This is a genomic window from Glutamicibacter sp. NPDC087661, from assembly GCF_044743275.1.
In the GTDB taxonomy this organism is placed as follows: domain Bacteria; phylum Actinomycetota; class Actinomycetes; order Actinomycetales; family Micrococcaceae; genus Glutamicibacter.
Genome location: NZ_JBIUWE010000001.1, coordinates 90,122 through 108,793, shown reverse-complemented (window position 1 = coordinate 108,793; position 18,672 = coordinate 90,122). Strand labels below are relative to the sequence as shown.

16 protein-coding genes and 1 tRNA gene are annotated in these 18,672 nt (G+C 64.6%); 9 read left to right on the top strand and 8 right to left on the bottom strand.

Going from position 1 to position 18,672, the window contains the following annotated elements:
• Window positions 1-21 precede the first annotated feature (21 nt).
• Complete coding sequence (dcd, locus tag ACIOTN_RS00510; protein WP_013349886.1) at window positions 22-603, bottom strand: dCTP deaminase; 582 nt, start codon at window positions 601-603, stop codon at window positions 22-24.
• 189 nt (window positions 604-792) lie between these two features.
• Between dcd and ACIOTN_RS00505 the strand changes: the two genes are divergently transcribed.
• Window positions 793-1,653 (top strand): M15 family metallopeptidase, encoded by an 861-nt coding sequence (locus ACIOTN_RS00505; RefSeq protein WP_181148811.1) that lies wholly within the window; start codon window positions 793-795, stop codon window positions 1,651-1,653.
• 425 nt (window positions 1,654-2,078) lie between these two features.
• Here ACIOTN_RS00505 and ACIOTN_RS00500 read toward each other — a convergent pair whose 3' ends face one another.
• Window positions 2,079-3,785 (bottom strand): fumarate hydratase, encoded by a 1,707-nt coding sequence (locus ACIOTN_RS00500; protein WP_105662528.1) that lies wholly within the window; start codon window positions 3,783-3,785, stop codon window positions 2,079-2,081.
• A gap of 111 nt (window positions 3,786-3,896) precedes the next feature.
• Here ACIOTN_RS00500 and ACIOTN_RS00495 point away from each other — a divergent pair, with 111 nt between their 5' ends.
• From ACIOTN_RS00495 to ACIOTN_RS00460, 8 genes are all read left to right on the top strand, one after another.
• Entirely contained in the window at window positions 3,897-4,382 is a 486-nt protein-coding gene (locus ACIOTN_RS00495) for an SseB family protein (protein WP_105662527.1), read from the top strand.
• A gap of 105 nt (window positions 4,383-4,487) precedes the next feature.
• A tRNA-Gly gene (locus ACIOTN_RS00490) sits at window positions 4,488-4,558 on the top strand.
• A gap of 69 nt (window positions 4,559-4,627) precedes the next feature.
• Window positions 4,628-5,557, top strand: a complete 930-nt coding sequence (locus tag ACIOTN_RS00485) for an AEC family transporter (RefSeq protein WP_133833550.1) — start codon at window positions 4,628-4,630, stop codon at window positions 5,555-5,557.
• Between the two features lie 87 nt (window positions 5,558-5,644).
• Window positions 5,645-6,472, top strand: a complete 828-nt coding sequence (locus tag ACIOTN_RS00480) for an amino acid ABC transporter substrate-binding protein (RefSeq protein ID WP_332730604.1) — start codon at window positions 5,645-5,647, stop codon at window positions 6,470-6,472.
• Window positions 6,473-6,545: 73 nt separating this feature from the next.
• Window positions 6,546-7,211 (top strand): amino acid ABC transporter permease, encoded by a 666-nt coding sequence (locus ACIOTN_RS00475; RefSeq protein WP_105657025.1) that lies wholly within the window; start codon window positions 6,546-6,548, stop codon window positions 7,209-7,211.
• On the top strand, window positions 7,198-7,965 hold the full coding sequence (locus tag ACIOTN_RS00470; protein WP_105657026.1) for an amino acid ABC transporter ATP-binding protein: 768 nt from the start codon (window positions 7,198-7,200) through the stop codon (window positions 7,963-7,965). The genes ACIOTN_RS00475 and ACIOTN_RS00470 overlap by 14 nt, the downstream gene beginning before the upstream one ends.
• A gap of 18 nt (window positions 7,966-7,983) precedes the next feature.
• Entirely contained in the window at window positions 7,984-9,519 is a 1,536-nt protein-coding gene (locus ACIOTN_RS00465; protein WP_105657027.1) for a helicase HerA-like domain-containing protein, read from the top strand.
• A 66-nt stretch (window positions 9,520-9,585) separates the two neighbouring features.
• A complete protein-coding gene (locus ACIOTN_RS00460) occupies window positions 9,586-10,608 on the top strand; it encodes a hypothetical protein (RefSeq protein WP_105657028.1) in 1,023 nt (340 codons plus the stop codon).
• On the opposite strand, the gene ACIOTN_RS00455 is transcribed toward ACIOTN_RS00460, so the two are convergent.
• The 6 genes from ACIOTN_RS00455 to ACIOTN_RS00430 all read right to left on the bottom strand — a co-directional run bounded on the left by ACIOTN_RS00455 (window position 10,605) and on the right by ACIOTN_RS00430 (window position 18,653).
• On the bottom strand, window positions 10,605-11,843 hold the full coding sequence (locus ACIOTN_RS00455; RefSeq protein WP_105657029.1) for an MFS transporter: 1,239 nt from the start codon (window positions 11,841-11,843) through the stop codon (window positions 10,605-10,607). The two genes, ACIOTN_RS00460 and ACIOTN_RS00455, sit on opposite strands and share 4 nt — an antisense overlap.
• Window positions 11,844-12,024: 181 nt before the next feature.
• On the bottom strand, window positions 12,025-13,932 hold the full coding sequence (locus ACIOTN_RS00450; RefSeq protein ID WP_105657030.1) for an NHL domain-containing thioredoxin family protein: 1,908 nt from the start codon (window positions 13,930-13,932) through the stop codon (window positions 12,025-12,027).
• Window positions 13,933-14,104: 172 nt separating this feature from the next.
• Entirely contained in the window at window positions 14,105-14,869 is a 765-nt protein-coding gene (locus ACIOTN_RS00445; RefSeq protein ID WP_105657031.1) for a hypothetical protein, read from the bottom strand.
• Window positions 14,862-16,916 (bottom strand): cytochrome c oxidase assembly protein, encoded by a 2,055-nt coding sequence (locus tag ACIOTN_RS00440; protein WP_105657032.1) that lies wholly within the window; start codon window positions 16,914-16,916, stop codon window positions 14,862-14,864. The genes ACIOTN_RS00445 and ACIOTN_RS00440 overlap by 8 nt, the downstream gene beginning before the upstream one ends.
• A gap of 65 nt (window positions 16,917-16,981) precedes the next feature.
• Window positions 16,982-18,130 carry a Dyp-type peroxidase gene (locus tag ACIOTN_RS00435; RefSeq protein ID WP_181148812.1) on the bottom strand — a complete coding sequence of 383 codons (1,149 nt, stop codon included), beginning with the start codon at window positions 18,128-18,130 and terminating at the stop codon, window positions 16,982-16,984.
• The gene (locus tag ACIOTN_RS00430) at window positions 18,117-18,653 is read right to left on the bottom strand and encodes a copper chaperone PCu(A)C (RefSeq protein ID WP_105657034.1); all 537 of its coding nucleotides are present in this window, start codon (window positions 18,651-18,653) and stop codon (window positions 18,117-18,119) included. Before ACIOTN_RS00430 ends, ACIOTN_RS00435 begins: the two co-directional genes overlap by 14 nt.
• Window positions 18,654-18,672 lie beyond the last annotated feature (19 nt).

Genomic DNA, 18,672 nt, shown 5'->3' with positions numbered 1-18,672 from the left:
GATCCTGAGCGGTACTGCCGCTTAGTTCTCGATGATGGTCCGGTGGAAGTTCAGGTGGCTGCGCGAAGCCGTGGGGCCACGCTGGCCCTGGTAGCGATTGCCGTAGGGTCCCGAACCATATGGATGCTCGGTGTCCGACGTCAGCTTGAAGAAGCACAGCTGGCCGATCTTCGATCCCGGCCACAGCTTAATGGGCAAGGTAGCCATGTTGGACAGTTCCAAGGTCACGTGGCCGGAGAACCCCGGATCGATGAACCCCGCGGTGGAGTGGGTCAGCAGGCCAAGGCGGCCCAAGGAGCTCTTGCCTTCCAGCCGCGCGGCCACGCCGTGGCCCAAGGTCACCACTTCGTAGGTCGAGCCGAGCACGAATTCGCCCGGGTGCAGGATGAATGGCTCATCGGGGTCGACCTCGACCAGGCGCGTCAGTTCATCTTGCTCCACCGAAGGATCGATGTGCGCATACTTGTGGTTATCGAAAAGCCGGAAGAACCGGTCAAGTCGAACATCCACGGATGCGGGCTGGACCATCTGCGGGTCAAAGGGCTCTAGCCCAATCTCACCGGACGCTATTTCTCGACGAATGTCACCATCTGAATACAACACGCGTATAAATTTATCCTGACTTTCCCCGGCAGCCGAACTATTAGGCCAATTATGTACAGTGAGTCGAGATCACTGGCCGCATCCTGTTCACCAGCTGGTCGCAGATTTCCCACCAATTACCCAGCGTTTCCAGCTATCGTTAAGGTGGGATTTCCCATCATCGCTCCGCAACTCAAGGGTTTATTCAACATGCGCCTAGCCTCCGCGCTGACTGGCACCGTACTCGCATCGGCATTGCTGCTCTCCGGCACCGCCGCACTCGCTGCGCCGGCCGAGGATCTGCCTGCTGTCCAGAGCTCGCAGCTGTCGAAGGCATCGAGCCCCTTGGCCTTGATCAACCCCACCACGAAGCTTTCGCCGGAGGACTACGTTCCCGGCAAGCTCGTTGGTGTTGCCGGCAGCTCGATGACCCTGCGTCCTGAGGCGGCAGAGGCCGTTGAAGCGTTCATTGCTGATGCGCGCGCTGCCGGCCATTCGATCAAGCTGCTGAGCGCATACCGTTCGTACCAGCGCCAGGCGGTCTTGTTCAACCAGTACCAAGCCAAGTACGGCACCGCTTATGCCGAACGGATTTCTGCGCGCCCCGGAACCAGCGAGCACCAGCTTGGTTTGGCGGCAGACCTGGGCTACACCGATAGCCGCGCCGAATTGAAAGCCGAATTCGGCCAGACCCCGGCTGGCCTGTGGATTGCCGAGCACGCGGCGGAATACGGCCTGATCATCCGCTACCCCCAGGGCAAGGAAGAGATCACCGGCTACAAGTACGAGCCGTGGCATGTGCGCTATGTCGGCGTCGAGCATGCCGAAGCGATGCTTGCTTCCGGAGCGGAAACTTTCGAAGAGTACCACCAGATGCTGGCTGCCTCGATAGCGGAGGCCGAGCAAAGCGAAGCAAAGGCAGCTATCGAGAAAGAACCCGCGAAAGCCAAAGACGAAGAGCCGCAGGAAAAATCCAAGAAGGCGGGCGAAGATGTGGTCGTGGACGAGGACTTGATGGTCCTGCGTTTCCTTCCGCCGTACCGCGACTGGGGCTTCGGCTTCACGCAGTAGTCCGGTCTGGAACAGGCCGCTGCCAGCTCCACTAGAACCGCCGGAACCACGAACATTGTTGCTGCGAGTCGCCATTTCGCGGCTCTGCCCGAATCCGCTGGGCGTTGGGCGGTGCCCGAATCAGGGTGCAGCGGGGCATCCAGTACTAGCGTCCAATATTAACTAGTGCCCGGGACGCGAAGCAGCAAGTTCACACGAAGTAGCCTCGTCAGCACCCTGCCCCTCTGCGCTTCGCGCAAGGGGCTTCCCTTTTGCGGGAGCATCCTGGAATCTGCCCTCCGCACCGCGAGCAATCCCGGGAACGGTTTTCCAGGTTGCGTGGCGCCAGGTGGCATGAAAATGCTCCCCAAAAGTTGCTGGCTTCTACAGTCCAAATTTTGGGGAGCAGTTCATGGCAGGTGGTTCCTGCCCAGAGCGCTGGAGAATTACTTCGCGCGCACCGGAATGCCGGTGAAGGTCGGCTTCAAGGTCTCGGCGAAGAAGTCCTCGCCCTTGTCATCGACAACGATGAAGGCCGGGAAGTCCTCGACCTCGATCTTCCAGATCGCTTCCATGCCCAGTTCCTCGTATTCGAGCACCTCGACCTTCTTGATGCAATCCTGGGCCAGGCGTGCCGCCGGGCCGCCGATGGAACCAAGGTAGAAGCCGCCGTGGGTGTTGCATGCGTCGGTGACCTGCTTGGAGCGGTTGCCCTTCGCCAGCATGACCATCGAGCCGCCGGCAGCCTGGAACTGGTCCACGTAGGAGTCCATGCGGCCTGCGGTGGTTGGGCCGAAGGAACCCGAAGGCATGCCTTCAGGGGTCTTGGCAGGACCTGCGTAGTAGACCGGGTGGTCCTTGAGGTACTGCGGCATTTCCTCGCCAGCATCCAGGCGTTCCTTGACCTTGGCGTGTGCGATATCGCGGGCCACAACCAATGGACCGGACAGCGACAAGCGGGTCTTGACCGGGAACTTGGTCAGCTCGGCCAGGATTTCGCTCATCGGCTTGTTCAGGTCGATCTTGACCACCGAAGAGCCACCGGTGCCGGTGACGCCATCGGTCTCGTCGTCGTGCGCGGCCAGGGCCGGGTGGTCCTCCGCCGGCATGAAGCGGGCTGGATCGGTTTCCAGCTGCTCGACGAACAGTCCCGCTTCGGTGACCTTGGCCAGCATCTGGCGGTCAGCCGAGCAGGATACTGCGATGGCCACCGGCAGCGAGGCGCCGTGGCGAGGCAGGCGCACCACGCGCACATCGTGGCAGAAGTACTTGCCGCCGAACTGCGCGCCAATGCCGAAGTGGCGGGTCAGCTCAAGGACCTTGTCTTCCAGCTCGGTGTCGCGGAAGCCGCGGCCGGTCATCGCGCCTTCGGTCGGCAGCGAATCCAGGTACTTGGCCGAACCGTACTTCGCGGTCTTCAACGCCATCTCGGCCGAGGTGCCGCCGATGACGATGGACAGGTGGTACGGAGGGCACGCGGCGGTGCCCAGCGAGCGCAGCTTCTCATCGAGGAACTTCAGCATCGAGTTCTCGTTGAGGATCGCCTTGGTCTCCTGGTACAGGAAGGACTTGTTGGCCGATCCGCCGCCCTTGGCCATGAACAGGAACTTGTAGCTGGTGTCAGCGCCGTCCTTGGTGTTCGCGTAGAGGTCGATCTGCGCCGGGAGGTTGTTGCCGGTGGCCTTCTCTTCCCAGGTGGTGATCGGAGCCAGCTGCGAGTAGCGCAGGTTCAGGCGGGTGTAGGCGTTGTAGATGCCGCGCGAGAGCGAGATCTCGTCCTGCTCTTCGGTCAGCACGCGCTGGCCGCGCTTGCCCATGACGATCGCGGTACCGGTGTCCTGGCACATCGGCAGGATGCCGCCGGCGGCGATGTTGGCGTTCTTCAGCAGGTCCAGGGCGACGAACTTGTCGTTCGGGCTGGCATCCTCGTCGTCGAGGATATTGCGCAGCTGCTGCAGGTGGGCCGGGCGAAGGTAGTGCGAGATGTCGTGCAGCGCGGTCTCGGCCAGCTGCTCCAGTGCCTGCGGCGCGACCTTCAGGAAGTTCTTTCCATCCGGGCCGGCGACAACTTCGACACCTTCGGAGGAAATCTTGCGGTACGGGGTGGTATCTTCGCCAATTGGCAGAAGATCCTCGTAACGGAATTCAGGCATGCTCAGTCCTTGATTCAATCGTGTGTGCTCATCTGCCATTTTAGGCCTTTACCCCGAATTAACCGCATTCGGCGTTTGCACCTGGGGGTTTATCGCGACATGCTGTAGTACATGAGCAACGAGAACACCTCCGCCGCCGCTGAAGGCCAAGAACCAGACCAGGTCCCGGATGCGATCATCGAAACGCCAATGGACAAGCAGCGGGCACAGCCCAAGACGCATTTCGAAATGATGCTGCAGGCCGGGCTCAACAAACCTGAGCTGTCCGGCTCGGTCATCGGCGCTTTCATGAGCGCCGAGGTGTATTTCCTCTCCCGTGAAGAGGTCACCGGCGAGAACAAGAATGCCCAGCCGATGATGCTGACCAACCCTTCCGGCGAGGCCGTGGTAGCGGTCTTCACCACCTTGGAGCGCATCCCTTCCTCGTACATCGACATGGCGCCCTACGGCGTGAAGGTCCAGGGCGCCACCGTGGTGCGCGCCTTGGAGAACACCGGCTTCGTAGTGAACCCCGGCGACGAGCTCAGCTTCGAGGTCCCGGCCGATGGGGTGGCGATCCTGCGCGAGCAGCTGCTCAACGAGAAGCCCTCCGAATAGGCATTGCGTAACTTTGGCCACGATTTTCCGTGCCGTTTTCCGGTGCGCGGGATTCGTGGGATATGCTTTTGATGCCCGGGCCGTCAATAGGCCGCTCGGTGCACTGCGGGCGTAGCTCAATGGTAGAGCGCTAGCTTCCCAAGCTCGATACGCGGGTTCGATTCCCGTCGCCCGCTCAAGCGAACGCCGGGGCACCAATGGTGCTCCGGCGTTGTTGGTCTTCTGATAGCCAGCGAAGGAGCACGATGACCGGAGTCCTCGAAGGCTTCTCCATCATTTGGGTTGTCATTCTCGTCGGCTACTTGGTGGGCCGCACCGGGGTGCTGGGCGAGCAAGGCCGCCATGTGCTCAGCCGGGTCACCTTCTTCGTGGCCAGCCCCGCCCTGCTGTTCACCACCTTGGCCGAGTCCGATCCGGTTTCCGTGCTCGGGCCGCTGCTCTGGGTTGCCGCCCTGTCCGCGGCGCTGACCGCGGTGCTCTACTACCTGGCGACGGCCCGGATGCTCAAGCGCCCGGCCTCGGAAAGCATCATCGCGGCAATGTCCGCCTCCACGGTGAACTCCGCCAACTTGGGCCTGCCCATCGCGTTGTACGTGCTCGGCGACATGTCCTACGCGGCACCGATCATCCTCTTCCAGTTGGCCCTCTACCAGCCGATCAATCTGGCGATGCTGGATGCCACCACCTCGCGGCACCGCACCACCCCGATCGCTTTGCTGCTGGCCACCGCGAAGAACCCGATGATCATCGGGTCGCTGCTCGGCTTGGCCGTCGCGCTGACCGGCATCGAATTGCCCTCCATCGTGCTCGAACCGATCGACCTGATCGCCGGCGCCTCGATCCCCGCCATGCTCATGGCTTTCGGCATCTCCTTGGTGGGTTCCAAGCCGCTGGAAAAGAAGTCGGGCCGCCGCGCCGATGTGCTGATCGCCGCCGGGGCCAAGCTGCTGCTCCACCCGTTCCTGGCCTGGGCACTGGCCTACTGGGTATTCAATCTGCGTGGCGAGCTGCTGGTGGCGTCGGTCATCATGGCCGGCCTGCCAACTGCGCAGAACATTTTCGTGACGGCCATGCGCTATGACCACGGGGTGGTAATCGCGAAGGACACGGTCCTGGTCACCACCATCTGCGCGATCCCGCTGATGATGCTGCTGGCGATCGTCCTCGGAATTTAGCGTAACTTCCACCTGCAGGAATAAGCGATCATCACTAGAGTGTTCAGTAGGACAACAGCTTTTATCCACTCCCCTAGCGAGGTCACCATGAAGCGCACCGCACCACTGCTGGCTACTGCCGCAATTATCGCCCTGTCACTGAGCGCCTGCGGCTCGGCAGGCCCATCGACCTCCGCAAGCGAATCCGGTGGTGCCAAGCCCTCGGCGGACACCGGAGCCACCTTGAAGAAGGTCCAGGATTCGGGCGTGCTGACCGTGGGCACCGAAGGCACCTACCGCCCGTTCTCCTACCACGAGGGCAACGAGCTGACCGGCTACGACGTCGAGGTCATCGAAGCCGTCGGCGAGAAGATGGGCGTCGAGGTCAAGTTCCAGGAAACCCAGTGGGACGCGATCTTCGCCGGACTGGATGCCGGGCGTTTTGATGCCATCGCCAACCAGGTCTCGATCAACCCGGAACGCGAAGAGAAGTACCTGTTCACCGAGCCTTACACCGTCTCCACCGGCGTGGTGGTGACCAAGAGCGATAACAGCGAGATCACCTCCTTCGAGACGTTGGAGGGCAAGACCACCGCGCAGTCGCTGACCAGCAACTTCTACGAGACCGCCAAGGCCGCCGGCGCGAACGTCGAGCCGGTGGAAGGCTGGGCCCAGTCGATCACCCTGCTCAAGCAGGGCCGTGTCGATGCCACCGTGAACGACAAGCTGACGTTCCTGGATGCGCAGAAGACCAACCCGGATGACAGCATCAAGATCGCTGCCGAATCCGAGGAGAAGAGCGAATCCGCTGTAGCCCTGCGCAAGGATTCCACTGAACTGGCCCAGGCCATTGACACCGCGCTCGAGGAGCTGCGCGCCGAGGGGGAACTGGCAAAGATCTCCGAGAAGTACTTCGGCGAAGACGTCAGCAAGTAGCAAACACTATAAGTAGACTGGCTCCACACGTAAGAACGCGTGGAGCCAGTCTCATTTGCGCAAAAGGTAGCCCATGGATTCGAAATGGCAGTTATTCCTCGACTCGCTCGGGCCGTTAGCCCTCGGGGCGATCACGGCAACCATTCCGCTGGCCCTGATCAGCATGGCCTTGGGCCTGGTCATCGCCTTGCTGATGGCGCTGATGCGGATCAGCAAGAACCGGGTCATCTCCTCGATTGCCCGGATCTACATCTCCATCATTCGCGGCACGCCGCTGCTGGTGCAGCTGTTCGTCATCTTCTACGGCATGCCTTCGGTGGGCCTGACCATCGACCCGTGGCCTAGTGCCATCATCGCCTTCAGCCTGAACATCGGCGGTTACGCCGCTGAAATCATTCGTGCCGCGATCCTCTCGGTCCCCCAGGGCCAATGGGAAGCCGGCTACACCCTGGGCATGTCGCGCACGCGCACCCTGTACCGGCTGATCTTGCCGCAGGCCACCCGGGTGGCTGTGCCGCCGCTGTCGAACTCCTTCATTTCCCTGGTCAAGGACACCTCGCTGGCCTCCACCATCCTGGTCACCGAAATGTTCCGCAAGGCCCAGGAAATCACGGCCTCCACCTACGAGTTCCTGCTGCTCTATTGCGAGGCCGCAGCCATCTACTGGGTCATCTGCCTGGTACTTTCGGCCCTGCAAAACTCTGTTGAAGGAAGGCTTGAAAAGTATGTCGCCAAGTAATTCCGCCCTGCTCTCCGTCACCGCCCTGCATAAGGCCTTCGGCGAGAACCAGGTGCTCGAAGGCATCGACTTCACCGTGCATTCCGGTGAAGTAGTTGCACTGATTGGCCCGTCGGGCTCTGGCAAGACCACCGCCCTGCGTTGCCTGAACGGCCTGGAAATCGCCGATGCCGGCACCGTCGGATTCGCCGGCGGGCCGGAAGTTTCCTTCAGCGCCGGGATGAAACCCAAGGCCGCACAGATCCTGCGCAAGCGTTCGGCGATGGTGTTCCAGGGACATCACCTGTTCCCCCATCTGACGGTGCTGCAGAACGTGAGCATCGGGCCGATCGAGGTGCAAAAGCGTCCCAAGGACCAGGTCCTGGCGCAGGCGAAGAAGCTGCTGGCCCGCGTGGGCCTTGAAGCCAAGGCCGACGCCTACCCGAACTCCCTGTCCGGCGGCCAGCAGCAGCGCGTGGGCATTGTCCGCGCGCTGATGCAGCAGCCGGATCTGCTGCTCTTCGACGAACCCACCAGCGCACTGGATCCGGAGCTGGTCGGCGAGGTGCTCACGGTCATCAAGGAATTGGCCCAGGAGGGCTGGTCCATGGTGCTGGTGACCCACGAGCTGGCCTTCGCCCGGGATGTGGCCGACACCGTGGTGTTCATGGATGGCGGGGTGGTCGTGGAGACCGGTCCGGCGGCCAAGGTGCTCGGCACGCCTGCCAACCCCCGCACCCAAACTTTCGTCCAGCGTCTGTTGCACCCGTTCTAAAAGCAATAAAGTGAAGCCATGACCCAGGAAACGAATACTTTGCTGACCAGCCTCGTTGAAGGCTACAACTTCGAATCCGATTGCTTGGAGCTCGGGGCTGCACTGATCGGCGGCAAGGCCGAGCCAACCGCGCAGGTCCGCCTGCCGTTGAAAATGCTCAACCGCCACGGCCTGATCGCTGGTGCCACCGGCACCGGCAAGACCGTCACCTTGCAGACCATGGCAGAACAGCTCTCTGTGGCCGGGGTTCCGGTTTTCCTCGCCGATGTCAAAGGCGATCTGAGCGGCCTGGCGCAGCCTGCCGAACCGTCGGAGAAGCTCAGTGCCCGACTGGCCGAGCTCGGCCACGAATTCGTTGCGCGCACCAACCCGGTCGAGTTCCTCAGCCTGGGTGGCAATGGGCAGGGCGTCCCGGTACGCGCCAGCGTGGACGCCTTCGGCCCGATTTTGCTGGCCCGTGTCCTGGAACTGAACGAAACCCAGGAAGAATGCCTGCAGCTGATCTTCCATTACGCCGATTCCAATAAGCTGCCGCTGGATGACCTCAGCGACCTGAAAGCTGTCATCAGCTTCCTGCTCAGCGACGACGGCGCCCCGGCGCTGGCCGCCCTGGGCGGCGTCTCCTCATCCACCGCATCGGTGATCCTGCGCGGCATCACGATCATGCAGACCCAGGGACTGGACCAGTTCTTCGGGCAGCCGGAGTTCGATACCGCGGACTTCTTGCAGGTGCGCGACGGCGCGGGCGTCATCAACATCCTGGAACTGCCCTCGGTCAGCTCCCAGCCAATGCTTTTCTCCACGTTCCTCATGTGGCTCCTGGCCGACATGTTCGAGGACCTGCCAGAAGCCGGGGACCTGGAGAAGCCCAAGCTGGTGTTCTTCCTCGACGAGGCCCACCTGCTCTTCAAGGATGCGACCAAGGCGTTCACCGATGCGATCATCAACACCGTGCGCCTGATACGCTCCAAGGGCGTGGGCCTGTTCTTCATCACCCAGTCCCCGACCGACCTGCCCGATGAGGTGCTCGGCCAGCTGGGTAACCGCATCCAGCATGCGGTGCGCGTGTTCACCGCCAAGGACCAGAGCGCGCTCAAGCAGATCATCAAGACCTTCCCAACCGGTGAGCTGGACCTGCAGGAAGCACTGACCCAGGCCGGTGTCGGCGAGGCTGTGGTCACCGTGCTGGGCGAGAAAGGTGCACCGACCCCGGTAGCGTGGACCAAGATGTCCTCGCCGGGGTCCAACATCGGCCCGGCCTCACCTGAGGTGATGGCCCAGGTCCGTGGCACTTCGACGCTGGCTGCGCAGTACAGCGCCGCAGTGGATCGTGATTCTGCCCGCGAAATGCTCGAGGCCAAAACCCGGGCCGCGGCGCCGGAGCCAGCGACTGCTCCCGAGCCGGCGAAGGAGCCACGACGGGAAAGCGCCCCACGCCAGAGCCAACCGCGCCAAGAAGAGAACCCGATGATGGACATGGCCATGGGCGCCGCCAAGGTGCTTGGCCGCGAGCTGATCCGCGGCTTCTTCGGCAACCGCAAGCGCCGCCGTTAGTAATACCTGGCTCTTCCAGCACGCCGTTTTCGGTCTGGGCCCGGAAACCAGATAGCCTAGCTACTGATGAACACTCGTAATTCCACGCCGATCTCCGCTGCCCGCCTGGCTCTTCGCTGGGCATTGGCTGCAGCGGCTGTCGTCTTTCTGGTCATTGCCGGAACGATCGCCGCCAACCGTACGCTCTTCTCCCCCCAGCACCAGGTGCAGGCACTGCAGCAGCATCTGGCCAGGGGCGAAGGCGCCGAAGCCCTGGGCCTGATGCAGGCCCAGGTCCCGCAGGGCGATGCTGTTGCCCTGGATGGGGACGTGCTCAAGCGCACCCAGGCCGGAATTACGGATTTCTCCACCGACAAGGCCCAGGCGGTAGAGGGCGATGAGCAGTTGCGCACCGTCACCGCGCATTACAAGGCCCACGGCGTGGACAAGGAATCGACCTACACGCTGCGCCATGCCGGCAAATCCTGGCTGCTGTTCGACAAGTGGGCCTTCGAGCCAAGCACGCTGCCCAGCGTGAAGATCAAGGCCAACACCGTCAACGAGGTCACGGTCAACGAGCAGAAGATCCCGTTATCGGCTGGCGTGAGCACCCTTCCGGTGTTCTACCCCTCGATCCTCGACGCGAGCTTCAGCACCAAGAACTTTGCGGCCGACACCCGCGGGATGGTGGTCACCAAGCCTGCCAAGGAGCCGGTGGAGATCGCGCTGAAGACCGAGCCGACCAAGGAATTCATCGCTGCCATCAATGCCAAGGTGAAGAACTACCTCAACGAGTGCGCCAGCGAGCAGGTGCTGATGCCTGCCGGATGCCCGTTCGCCTACAGCACCTCGGCGCGCGTGGACCCGGCAACCATCGACTGGTCCATCGCGAAGTACCCCACCATTGAAGTGAACTACTACAACGGCGCCTGGGTGCTGTCCCCGCTGAAGGCCACCGCCACCTTGACCCTGACCGAGCAGGATCTGCGCACCGGCGCCAAGGCCAAGAAGACCGTCAAGGATGACTACTCCTTCACCGCGCAGCTGACCACCAGCACCACCGAAGTTTCCGTGGTTCCGGTGGCCGGCGGCGAACAGGTGGCCGGCTAGCGTCCGAGCAGTTCGCGGAACTGGCTGCGCAGCGGCACCGCGTTGGTCTTGAACTTCTGCCAGACCACCAGCGCTGCCAAGCTGGCGGCCAGCGACAACCCGGCGCCAATGGTCACGGCGATCTGGATCCCGAACAGTTCAGCGAACCAGCCGATCAGCGGCGAGCCGATGGGCGTACCGCCCATCACCACCATCAGGTACAGCGCCAGCACGCGCGCCCGGTACTCCGGGGGCACCGAGGTCTGCACCATGGTGTTGCAGCTGTTCAAGAAGGTCAGCGACCCCAGTCCCACCGGGATCAGCACCAGCGCGAATGCGATGTAGTTGGGCATCCACGCACTGGCAATCCCGGCGATGCCGAAGAACACGCCGCCGCCGATCAGGAAGCGCCAGCGCGGAGCCGAACGCCGGGCGGCGAACAGCGCCCCGCCAAAGGTGCCCACGGCCATGATCGAGCCCAGGATGCCGTACTCCCCTGCTCCTACCCCGTAGACCTCGGTGGCCATCAGCGCGTTGGTCATCTGGAAGTTCAGCCCGAAGGTGCCGATCACGCCGGCCAGGAAGAAGATCAGCACCAGATCCTTGCGGTTCTTCACGTAGGCCAAGCCCTCGCGCACCTGCCCCTTGGCGCGCGCGACCGGTTTGGAAGGGTTCAGTGCGTCCTTGCGCATGAACGCCAGCGAGAAAATCACCGCGAGGAATGAGGCGCCGTTGAGCAGGAACGCCGGTCCGGTGCCCACCAGCGCGATGACCGCACCGGCCACGCCGGGCCCGGCCAGCCGGGCCAGGTTGAAGTTGGCGCTGTTCAACGCCACCGCGTTGGCCAGGTGGGTGCCGGGAACCACCTCGGAGACGAACGCCTGGCGTGCCGGGGCGTCGAAGGAGGCGCCGATGCCCAGCATCGTGGCCAGCACGTAGACATGCCACAGCTGCGCCGTGCCGGTAACCACCAGCAGGCCCAGGACCAGGGCGCAGACTCCCATGAAGCTCTGCGTGAGGATCAGCAACCGGCGCTTGTCGAAGCGGTCGGCGATCAGTCCGGCATAGGGGCCCAGCAGCAGCACGGGCAGGAACTGCAGGCCGGTGGTGATGCCGGTGGCCACTGCATCATGGTCGGTGAGCTCAGTGAGCACCAGCCAGTCCTGGGCCACGCGCTGCATCCAGGTTCCGATATTGGAGACCAGCGCACCGATCACCCACAACCGGTAATTTGGTACTTCCAGTGCACGGAACATTTTCGACGCCATAGCTACCGCCAGATCCCTCCGGCTCCTCCCGCCCTCCAGTCTAGCCACCCGGGCAGGAAAATGCTGAGGTTTCCTCAGATTCTTGCTGTGGCGCTGCCCCGGCGTTCGCCGCCGGGCACGCAAAAGGCGCACCATCGCTGGTGCGCCTGATGCATGCTTCGGGCCGGGGCTAGTTCACGCCACGCAGGTCAAGGAGCAGTTCATTCTCGCCCTCTGCGTCCAGCACCACCGGGATGCCCCAGTCCTGCTGGTACAGGTGGCAGGCCGCGTGATCGGGAATCTCGCCGCCCGGTTCGCCATCGCAGGCCGCCGCGCGGGCGGTAATGTGCAGCACGCCCTCGGCCACCTCCGGATTCAGTTCCAGGGTGCGGGACAGGCCCACCGAGGTGCCGGCGCCGTCGAGGATCAGTTCCTCCGGGCTGGCCGAGATCTTCAGCTGGGTCGGATCGCCCCAGCGGTCATCGAGCTTCTGCCCCTTGGGTGCGGCGAAGCGGACCAGGATCCCGTGCTTGCCGGCCTGCACCCGGGTCTTGGGGCGCTGGGTCTGGCTGGCGCCCTGGTCGACCACCAGTGCTTCGGCAGGGATCGGGATGCGCACCAGCTGGTGGGAGTTGGTCTCCACGACCAGCAGCACCGGATCGCCGTCCACGGTGGTGTCCACCAGCACGTCGGCCGGTTCCTTCAGGCCCTTGGCCAGGGTGGAGACAGTCTTGGTGGCCGGATCGAAGCGGCGCACCGCGCCATTGTAGGAGTCGGCGATGGCAATCGAGTGGTCCGGCAGCACGGCCACGCCCAGCGGGTGCTGCAGGCGCGCCTGCTGCGCATCGCCATCGCGGAAGCCGAAGTCGAACAGGCCGGTGCCCACCGCGGTGTTCACGCTCTTGGCCTTGCCTTCTTCAACCTCGATCCAGCGCAGGGCGCTGGTTTCCGAGTCGGCGATCCACACGTTTTCGCCATCCAGTGCCAGGCCCGAGGACTGGGCGAACCAGGCCTCATCCGGCGCGCCATCGGTTAGGCCTTCCAGCCCGGTGCCGGCGAAGACCGACACGGCGCCGGTGCGCGGATCGAAGGCGAAGATCTGGTGGGTTCCGGCCATCGCGACGATGACCTGCCCCGATGGGTGGTAGAGCACATCCCATGGGGACGAGAGCGAAATATTCAGCGCATCGGTGCCCAGCTCGGTAGGCTGGACTTCTTGGCGGGCGTTCTCCGAATCCAGCAGGCGCTGCACGCCGTTGCCGGCCAGGGTGCCCACGGCGCCGGTGGCCAGGTTCACCGAGCGCAGGCGGTGGTTGACGGTGTCGGCGACGATCACGTCGTAGCCGACTTCGGCGGCCAGTTCCGCCGGCAAGGCGGCCAGCCCCTGCAGTTCGTTGAACTGCGCGGTGGCAGCGTCCCCGTCGGCATAGCCCTTGACCCCGGCGCCGATGGTGCGCACCACGGTGGACAGGTCGCCGGCCAGTTCGACCAGGCGGTGGTGGCCCGAATCGCCCACCAGGAAGTTGCCGTTGGCTAGGGCGATCGCCTTGCCCGGGAAGCGCAGGTCGCCCTCGCGGGCTGCCGGTGCCACGTACGGACCGTTGCCGCGGTGCAGCGTGCCCTTGGCTTCGTGCTCGGCTACCAGTTCCTCGACCAGCGAGCCCAGGCCCTGGGCGTGGCCCTCGCCGGACAGATGCGCGACGATGTAGCCTTCGGGATCCAATACCACCAGGGTAGGCCAGGCGCGGGCACCGTAGGCCTGCCAGGTGACCAATTCCGGGTCGTCGAGCACCGGGTGGTGGATTTCGTAGCGCTCCACGGCGGCGGCCAGCGCATCCGGATCCGCTTCGTGCTCGAACTTCGGGGAGTGCACGCCGACGGTGACCAGCACGTCCTTGTACTGCTCCTCTAGCGGGCGCAGCTCGTCGAGCACGTGCAGGCAGTTGATGCAGCAGAAGGTCCAGAAGTCCAGGAGCACGATCTTGCCGCGCAATGCGTCCAGATCCAGTTGCTTGCCGCCGGTATTCAGCCAGTTGCGGCCCAGCAGTTCGCTGGCGCGCACCTTGTAATTGGCGCGGACGGATTCGGAAGTGCTCATGGTGATCCTTTCGCTGTCGCCGCGGCTGCGGCAATTCGAACCTCAATTATCTGCCACCGCGGCCCGCTGGGGCTAACGGTGTTAAGCAACATTGAGAAAAGTGTGAAACTCGCTCACGGTCTGCTGGTGTAACCGCAGGCCCAGGGCTTCTATTCCCTGCCGGGGCGGCAAGCTAGGGCAGCTGCGCGAGCACGGTGTCCATGATGCCGGTGGCCACCTGGTTGAAGGCGGCATCCTGCAGCGAGGTCGCCGAGAGGAAGGAGACCATCACCGCATACTCCCCGGTGCTCTTGATCAGCACCAGCGAATCCTGCGCATACTGCCCATCACGGCTGTAGTACAGGGCCGAATCGGCATCCTGCACGCCCGGATCGGAGAATGCCAGGGTCTCGCGGTAGTCCAGCCCGTTGAGCTTCACGCTCTTGCATTCCTCCAGGATGGTGGCCACGTTCGCATTGTGCGCCGCCACCTTCTCCGCCCCGTCGCCGAGCTTGGCCACCTCCACCGACCCGGTGATCGACTGGTTCTCGTTGGTGAAGTCGGTGCGCGCCGCCTCGGTGCCCAGCTGCACCGGCGACCAGTTCAAGTCCTCGATCGGAGCCGAGCATTGGGACGGCAGGACCACCAGGTCCTTGAGCGTATCGGTAGGCGGCGTGGCCAGGGATTCGAGGTCCTCGCCCTGGATCTTGGCGCTGGAGGGGAAGCCGAGCTCGGCGGCCATCACTGCGCCGGCCGTGGTGGCCACCTGCGCGGTGGTCATTTCTTCCGGCTGGGCAGGCTCTTGCGGCTCTTGCGATGCGCTGGGCGTCGCGGTGCCCTGCACGGCGATCTTGTGCGTTTCGTCCTGCGGCATTTCGGATTGCGCGGAGCAGGCGCTTGCGGCCAGCAGCGCGCACACCGCCAGGGAGGCGGCGAGGATTTTCTTGGTGCTAGGCACGTGGGTCCCTTCGGTCGGCTTGCTTGAAGCGGGCGAACATTTCGTTGTAGGCAGCCAGCTCGGCGTCGTTGTCGCGCTCGGCCTGGCGGTCGTAGCGCTTGGTGTCCTTCTTGTCCTGGCGCAGCCACGAGATGACCACGAAAATGGCCAGGACCAGGGTCGGCACTTCGCCGATCGCCCACATCGCCCCGGCACCCACCACCTGGTCTTCCAGTGCGGTGCCGCCCCAGGTGCGGCCCATGTTCCCGAAGTAGTCCGGGGCCAGCAGGGTTTCGGTGCTCATCAGCGCCACCCCGAAGAAAGCGTGGAAGGCGACGGTGGCCAGCAGCACCACCAGGCGCATCGGGTACGGGTAGCGCTTGGGGACCGGGTCGGCGTCCACCAGCGACAGCGCGAACAGGTATCCGGTGAGCAGGAAGTGCAGGTTCATCAGCTCGTGGCCCGCGTGGTAGCGCATGGCCGGTTCCAGCAACGGGGTGAAGTAGAAGACGACGATCGAGCCGGCGAAGTTCACCGCAGCGAAAATCGGGTGGGTGATGACCTTCGAGTAGCGCGAGTGCACCAGGTAGAGGATCCATTCGCGCGGGCCGCGGGTGCCGTCGACGCGCGATCCCAGCACCTTGAGCAGCAGCGTGACCGGGGTGCCCAGGACCAGGAAGATCGGCACGATCATGGTCAGCGACATGTGGTCGACCATGTGGGTGGAGAACTGGATCTTGCCGTACACGGCCACCGCGCCGCTGGTCACGTAGAACAGCGCGAAAAGGCCCACGATCCAGCTGGCCAGGCGCAGCACGCTGGGCTTGTCGCCGCGGCGGGCCAGCTTGATGAAGGCCCACAGGTACACGGCCAGGCCGAACAGGCACACGGCCACCCAGATCCAGTCCATGCGCCAGGTGGTGAACCACGCGGCGGTATCCGGGGCCGGCGGCAGATCGTAGCCGGTGAGCAGGCGGGCCGGGGTCGCTTGCACCGGAGGCTCATCGGAAGTCGGCGGAGCGGTGCGCGCCAGCACGGTCGCCACCGACATCACCGCAGCCATCAGGATGACCTCGCCGGCCACGACCTGCCAGGCCGCGCGCAGCGCCGTGAACTTGCCCTCCAGCAGCCGCGGGATCACCATGCGCCGGTGCCACAGGCCCAGTGCGCCCAGCCCCAGGGTGATCAGGATCTTCACGATCACCAGGATGCCGTACGGGGTCAGCCACTGGTCCCAGCCGGTGATGCGGATCACCGCCGAAGCCAGGCCCGAGCCGATCATCAGGAACACCGCGAAGGTGGCCAGCGCGGAATAGCGCTTGAGCACCACCCCGGCCAGCACCTGCCCGCGTTTGCGTCCCGGCGCTTCGCCGGCCAGCGTCGGAGCGAGCAGGGCCAGCACCATGATGCCGCCAAACCAGAGCACCACGGCCAGCAGGTGCAGGCCGATGGAGTTCACCGCGGCGAAGTGGTCGTCTCCCCCGGCCGCGTGGCCGATGAAGGCCAGCGGCAGGATGCCGAACAGCGAGAAGAATGCGCTGAGCCCCACCGTGGTCCTGGAGCGCGCGGCCAGGGCCAGCGAACTGGTGATCGCTGCGATCACCACCATCCAGGCCCAGGCCCGCCCGCTGGTGATCGACAGGATGTAGTCCAGGATCGCGGCCGAATACTGCGGATCCAGGCTCATCGGGATGCCGGCCAAATCCCAGAAGGTCAGCAGCATGACGGTGGCCGCGGACAGGGTCCACACCACCGCGGCCCCGGCGGCGATATTCATCGTGCGGGCGAACGCCGGATGGGCTTGGCCTTCGGCATCGCCGGTCACCTTGGCGGCCCGCGGGATGATCGCCGCACCGAAAACCAGCGCGGCGATGCTCAGCGACATCGAGGCATGGTGGATGGCCCGGGAGATGGGCAGCGACCAGCGCACGAAAGCCCCGGGATCGGCCAAATCCGCCGGCCGGGCGATCCCGGTGAACAACACCGCCGCCAGGAAGGCCACCGCCGCAGCGAGGATTCCGGGCAGGATGAAGCGGGTGACTGAAACCGTGCGCTGTGCTGTATCCATAACCTTCTCATCATCTCATTTTTCGCCCGGCCGGTCACCGCGCGGCAGCCCGCTTTAGGCGCATCTCACACCTGGCCCAGCAACGCCTCCCCCAGGTAGCCGCCTTCGCGCACCCCGGGAAGGATCGCGTACAGGCCCGATCCCACCGGCTTCAGCCAGGTGTTCAGCGCATCTGCGGCCGCCAGCCGGTGCTGCACCGGGATGAAGCTGGTGGCCGGGTCGCGCTGGTAGCTGGCGAACAGCAACCCGGAAGCCGCCCCGTCGAAGTTGTAGCCCCGCCGGTGCATGGTTTCGTCCGCGCTGGCCGGCTTGGCCAGCGCCACGTGGGCGTTGGCCGCGATCGCCGGCAGCCCCAGCTCATTGGCCGCGGCCAGGTCCACCGGATCATCCACGCTGGCGCCCGACAGCGGCGCGCCGTCGGACTGCCGGCGGCCCAGTGCATGGTCCCGTCCGGCGCCGTCCACCTCGTCCCAGCCGTCCAGGTCCATCTCGAACCTGCGCAGCGCCAGGGTGGTCCCGTTCTCGATCCAACCCGGCTGGCCGAACACCGCGCTCTCGCGCAGTTCTCCGCCGGGGTTGTTGATCCCGTCGAGCTGGCCGAACAGGTTGCGGAACCCGCGCCCGCCGGGGTTGATGAACCCGGTCTGGGCGAAGCGCCTGGCGCCCAGCCCGCGCAGGTTCTTGGACACCGCCCGCACCGCATGGTGCAGCACGGTCTGCTCCTGCGCGCAGAACTGGATCAGCAGATCGCACTGCCCGTACTGCTCATCGAGCTGGTCCCCGGCGAAGCGCGGCAGCGTGCCGATCTGCCCGCGCCCGGCCACATCCAGCAGGCTCTGGCCCAGCCCCACGGTCAGCGTCAGCTCGCCTCCGGGCTGCGCCATTTCCGGTTCGGTGTCGGCCAGCACCCCGCGGCCACTGGCCAGCCGGGCCGCATCATCGGTGATCATCTGCAGCACCGCGCGCAGCTGCTCCTTCTTGGAGCCCTCTCGCCAGTGCAGATCCCACCCGGCGAAGACCGCGTGGGCCTGCTGGCCGTCGAGAATCCCCGACTGGTACTTCCCGTAGAACGGGCGGTACCCCTGCGGGTTGGCGGTGGCCGCTGGGGCTGGAGCGCTCAGCTTTCCGGTGCCGAACCCGGTGAGCATTCCGCCCAGCGCGGCGGCCGCGGTGGTGCCCAGCAGCAGCCGGCGGTCGACGCTAGTGCCCGGCATGCGCATCCCCGGCATGCTCGTCGTAGCTTTCGTTGGCCCCGTCGAAGTTGCGGATCGGGAAGTCCACCTCGGTGCTCGACCCGTCGGCGAATTCCAGCTTCAGCCTCGCCGTCTGGGCCGCCACCAGCGATTCCTGCAGGTCCATGAACATCAGGTGGTGGCCGCCCGGTGCCAGCACCGCGTCCTTGCCGGGTTCGATCACCAGATCCCCTTCGAGCTGCGCCATCGTCATCCCGTCGCCGGTGCCGCGCATTTCGTGGATCTGGATCTGATCGCCCTGGGCATTGCTGATCTTGCGCAGCGCAATCGGGGTGCCAGAATTATTGTGCAGGATGCCGAAGGCCGCGCTCATGCCCGACTCGGCGGCCTTGGCCCAGGTTTCGCTGGTGGCCAGCGCTTCGGCTTGCCCGGCGGTTTTCTGTTCGGCGGCCGGTGCGGGCTGCTGCCCGTCGGCGCTCTGCGCGCAGCCGGTGAGCAGCAGTCCAAGGCCCAGGGCCAGTGCAGTGGTTTTGCGGAAATTCATGTTCTCAAGCTTTCGGGTT

Excerpts from the sequence above, each read along its gene's own strand:
- ACIOTN_RS00440 (WP_105657032.1), bottom strand. The coding sequence starts at position 16,916 with ATGGATACAGCACAGCGCACGGTTTCAGTCACCCGCTTCATCCTGCCC.
- ACIOTN_RS00495 (WP_105662527.1), top strand. The coding sequence starts at position 3,897 with ATGAGCAACGAGAACACCTCCGCCGCCGCTGAAGGCCAAGAACCAGAC.
- ACIOTN_RS00500 (WP_105662528.1), bottom strand. The coding sequence starts at position 3,785 with ATGCCTGAATTCCGTTACGAGGATCTTCTGCCAATTGGCGAAGATACC.
- ACIOTN_RS00460 (WP_105657028.1), top strand. The coding sequence starts at position 9,586 with ATGAACACTCGTAATTCCACGCCGATCTCCGCTGCCCGCCTGGCTCTT.
- ACIOTN_RS00475 (WP_105657025.1), top strand. The coding sequence starts at position 6,546 with ATGGATTCGAAATGGCAGTTATTCCTCGACTCGCTCGGGCCGTTAGCC.
- ACIOTN_RS00455 (WP_105657029.1), bottom strand. The coding sequence starts at position 11,843 with ATGTTCCGTGCACTGGAAGTACCAAATTACCGGTTGTGGGTGATCGGT.
- ACIOTN_RS00485 (WP_133833550.1), top strand. The coding sequence starts at position 4,628 with ATGACCGGAGTCCTCGAAGGCTTCTCCATCATTTGGGTTGTCATTCTC.
- ACIOTN_RS00505 (WP_181148811.1), top strand. The coding sequence starts at position 793 with ATGCGCCTAGCCTCCGCGCTGACTGGCACCGTACTCGCATCGGCATTG.
- ACIOTN_RS00435 (WP_181148812.1), bottom strand. The coding sequence starts at position 18,130 with ATGCCGGGCACTAGCGTCGACCGCCGGCTGCTGCTGGGCACCACCGCG.
- ACIOTN_RS00470 (WP_105657026.1), top strand. The coding sequence starts at position 7,198 with ATGTCGCCAAGTAATTCCGCCCTGCTCTCCGTCACCGCCCTGCATAAG.
- ACIOTN_RS00465 (WP_105657027.1), top strand. The coding sequence starts at position 7,984 with ATGACCCAGGAAACGAATACTTTGCTGACCAGCCTCGTTGAAGGCTAC.
- ACIOTN_RS00450 (WP_105657030.1), bottom strand. The coding sequence starts at position 13,932 with ATGAGCACTTCCGAATCCGTCCGCGCCAATTACAAGGTGCGCGCCAGC.
- ACIOTN_RS00480 (WP_332730604.1), top strand. The coding sequence starts at position 5,645 with ATGAAGCGCACCGCACCACTGCTGGCTACTGCCGCAATTATCGCCCTG.
- ACIOTN_RS00430 (WP_105657034.1), bottom strand. The coding sequence starts at position 18,653 with ATGAATTTCCGCAAAACCACTGCACTGGCCCTGGGCCTTGGACTGCTG.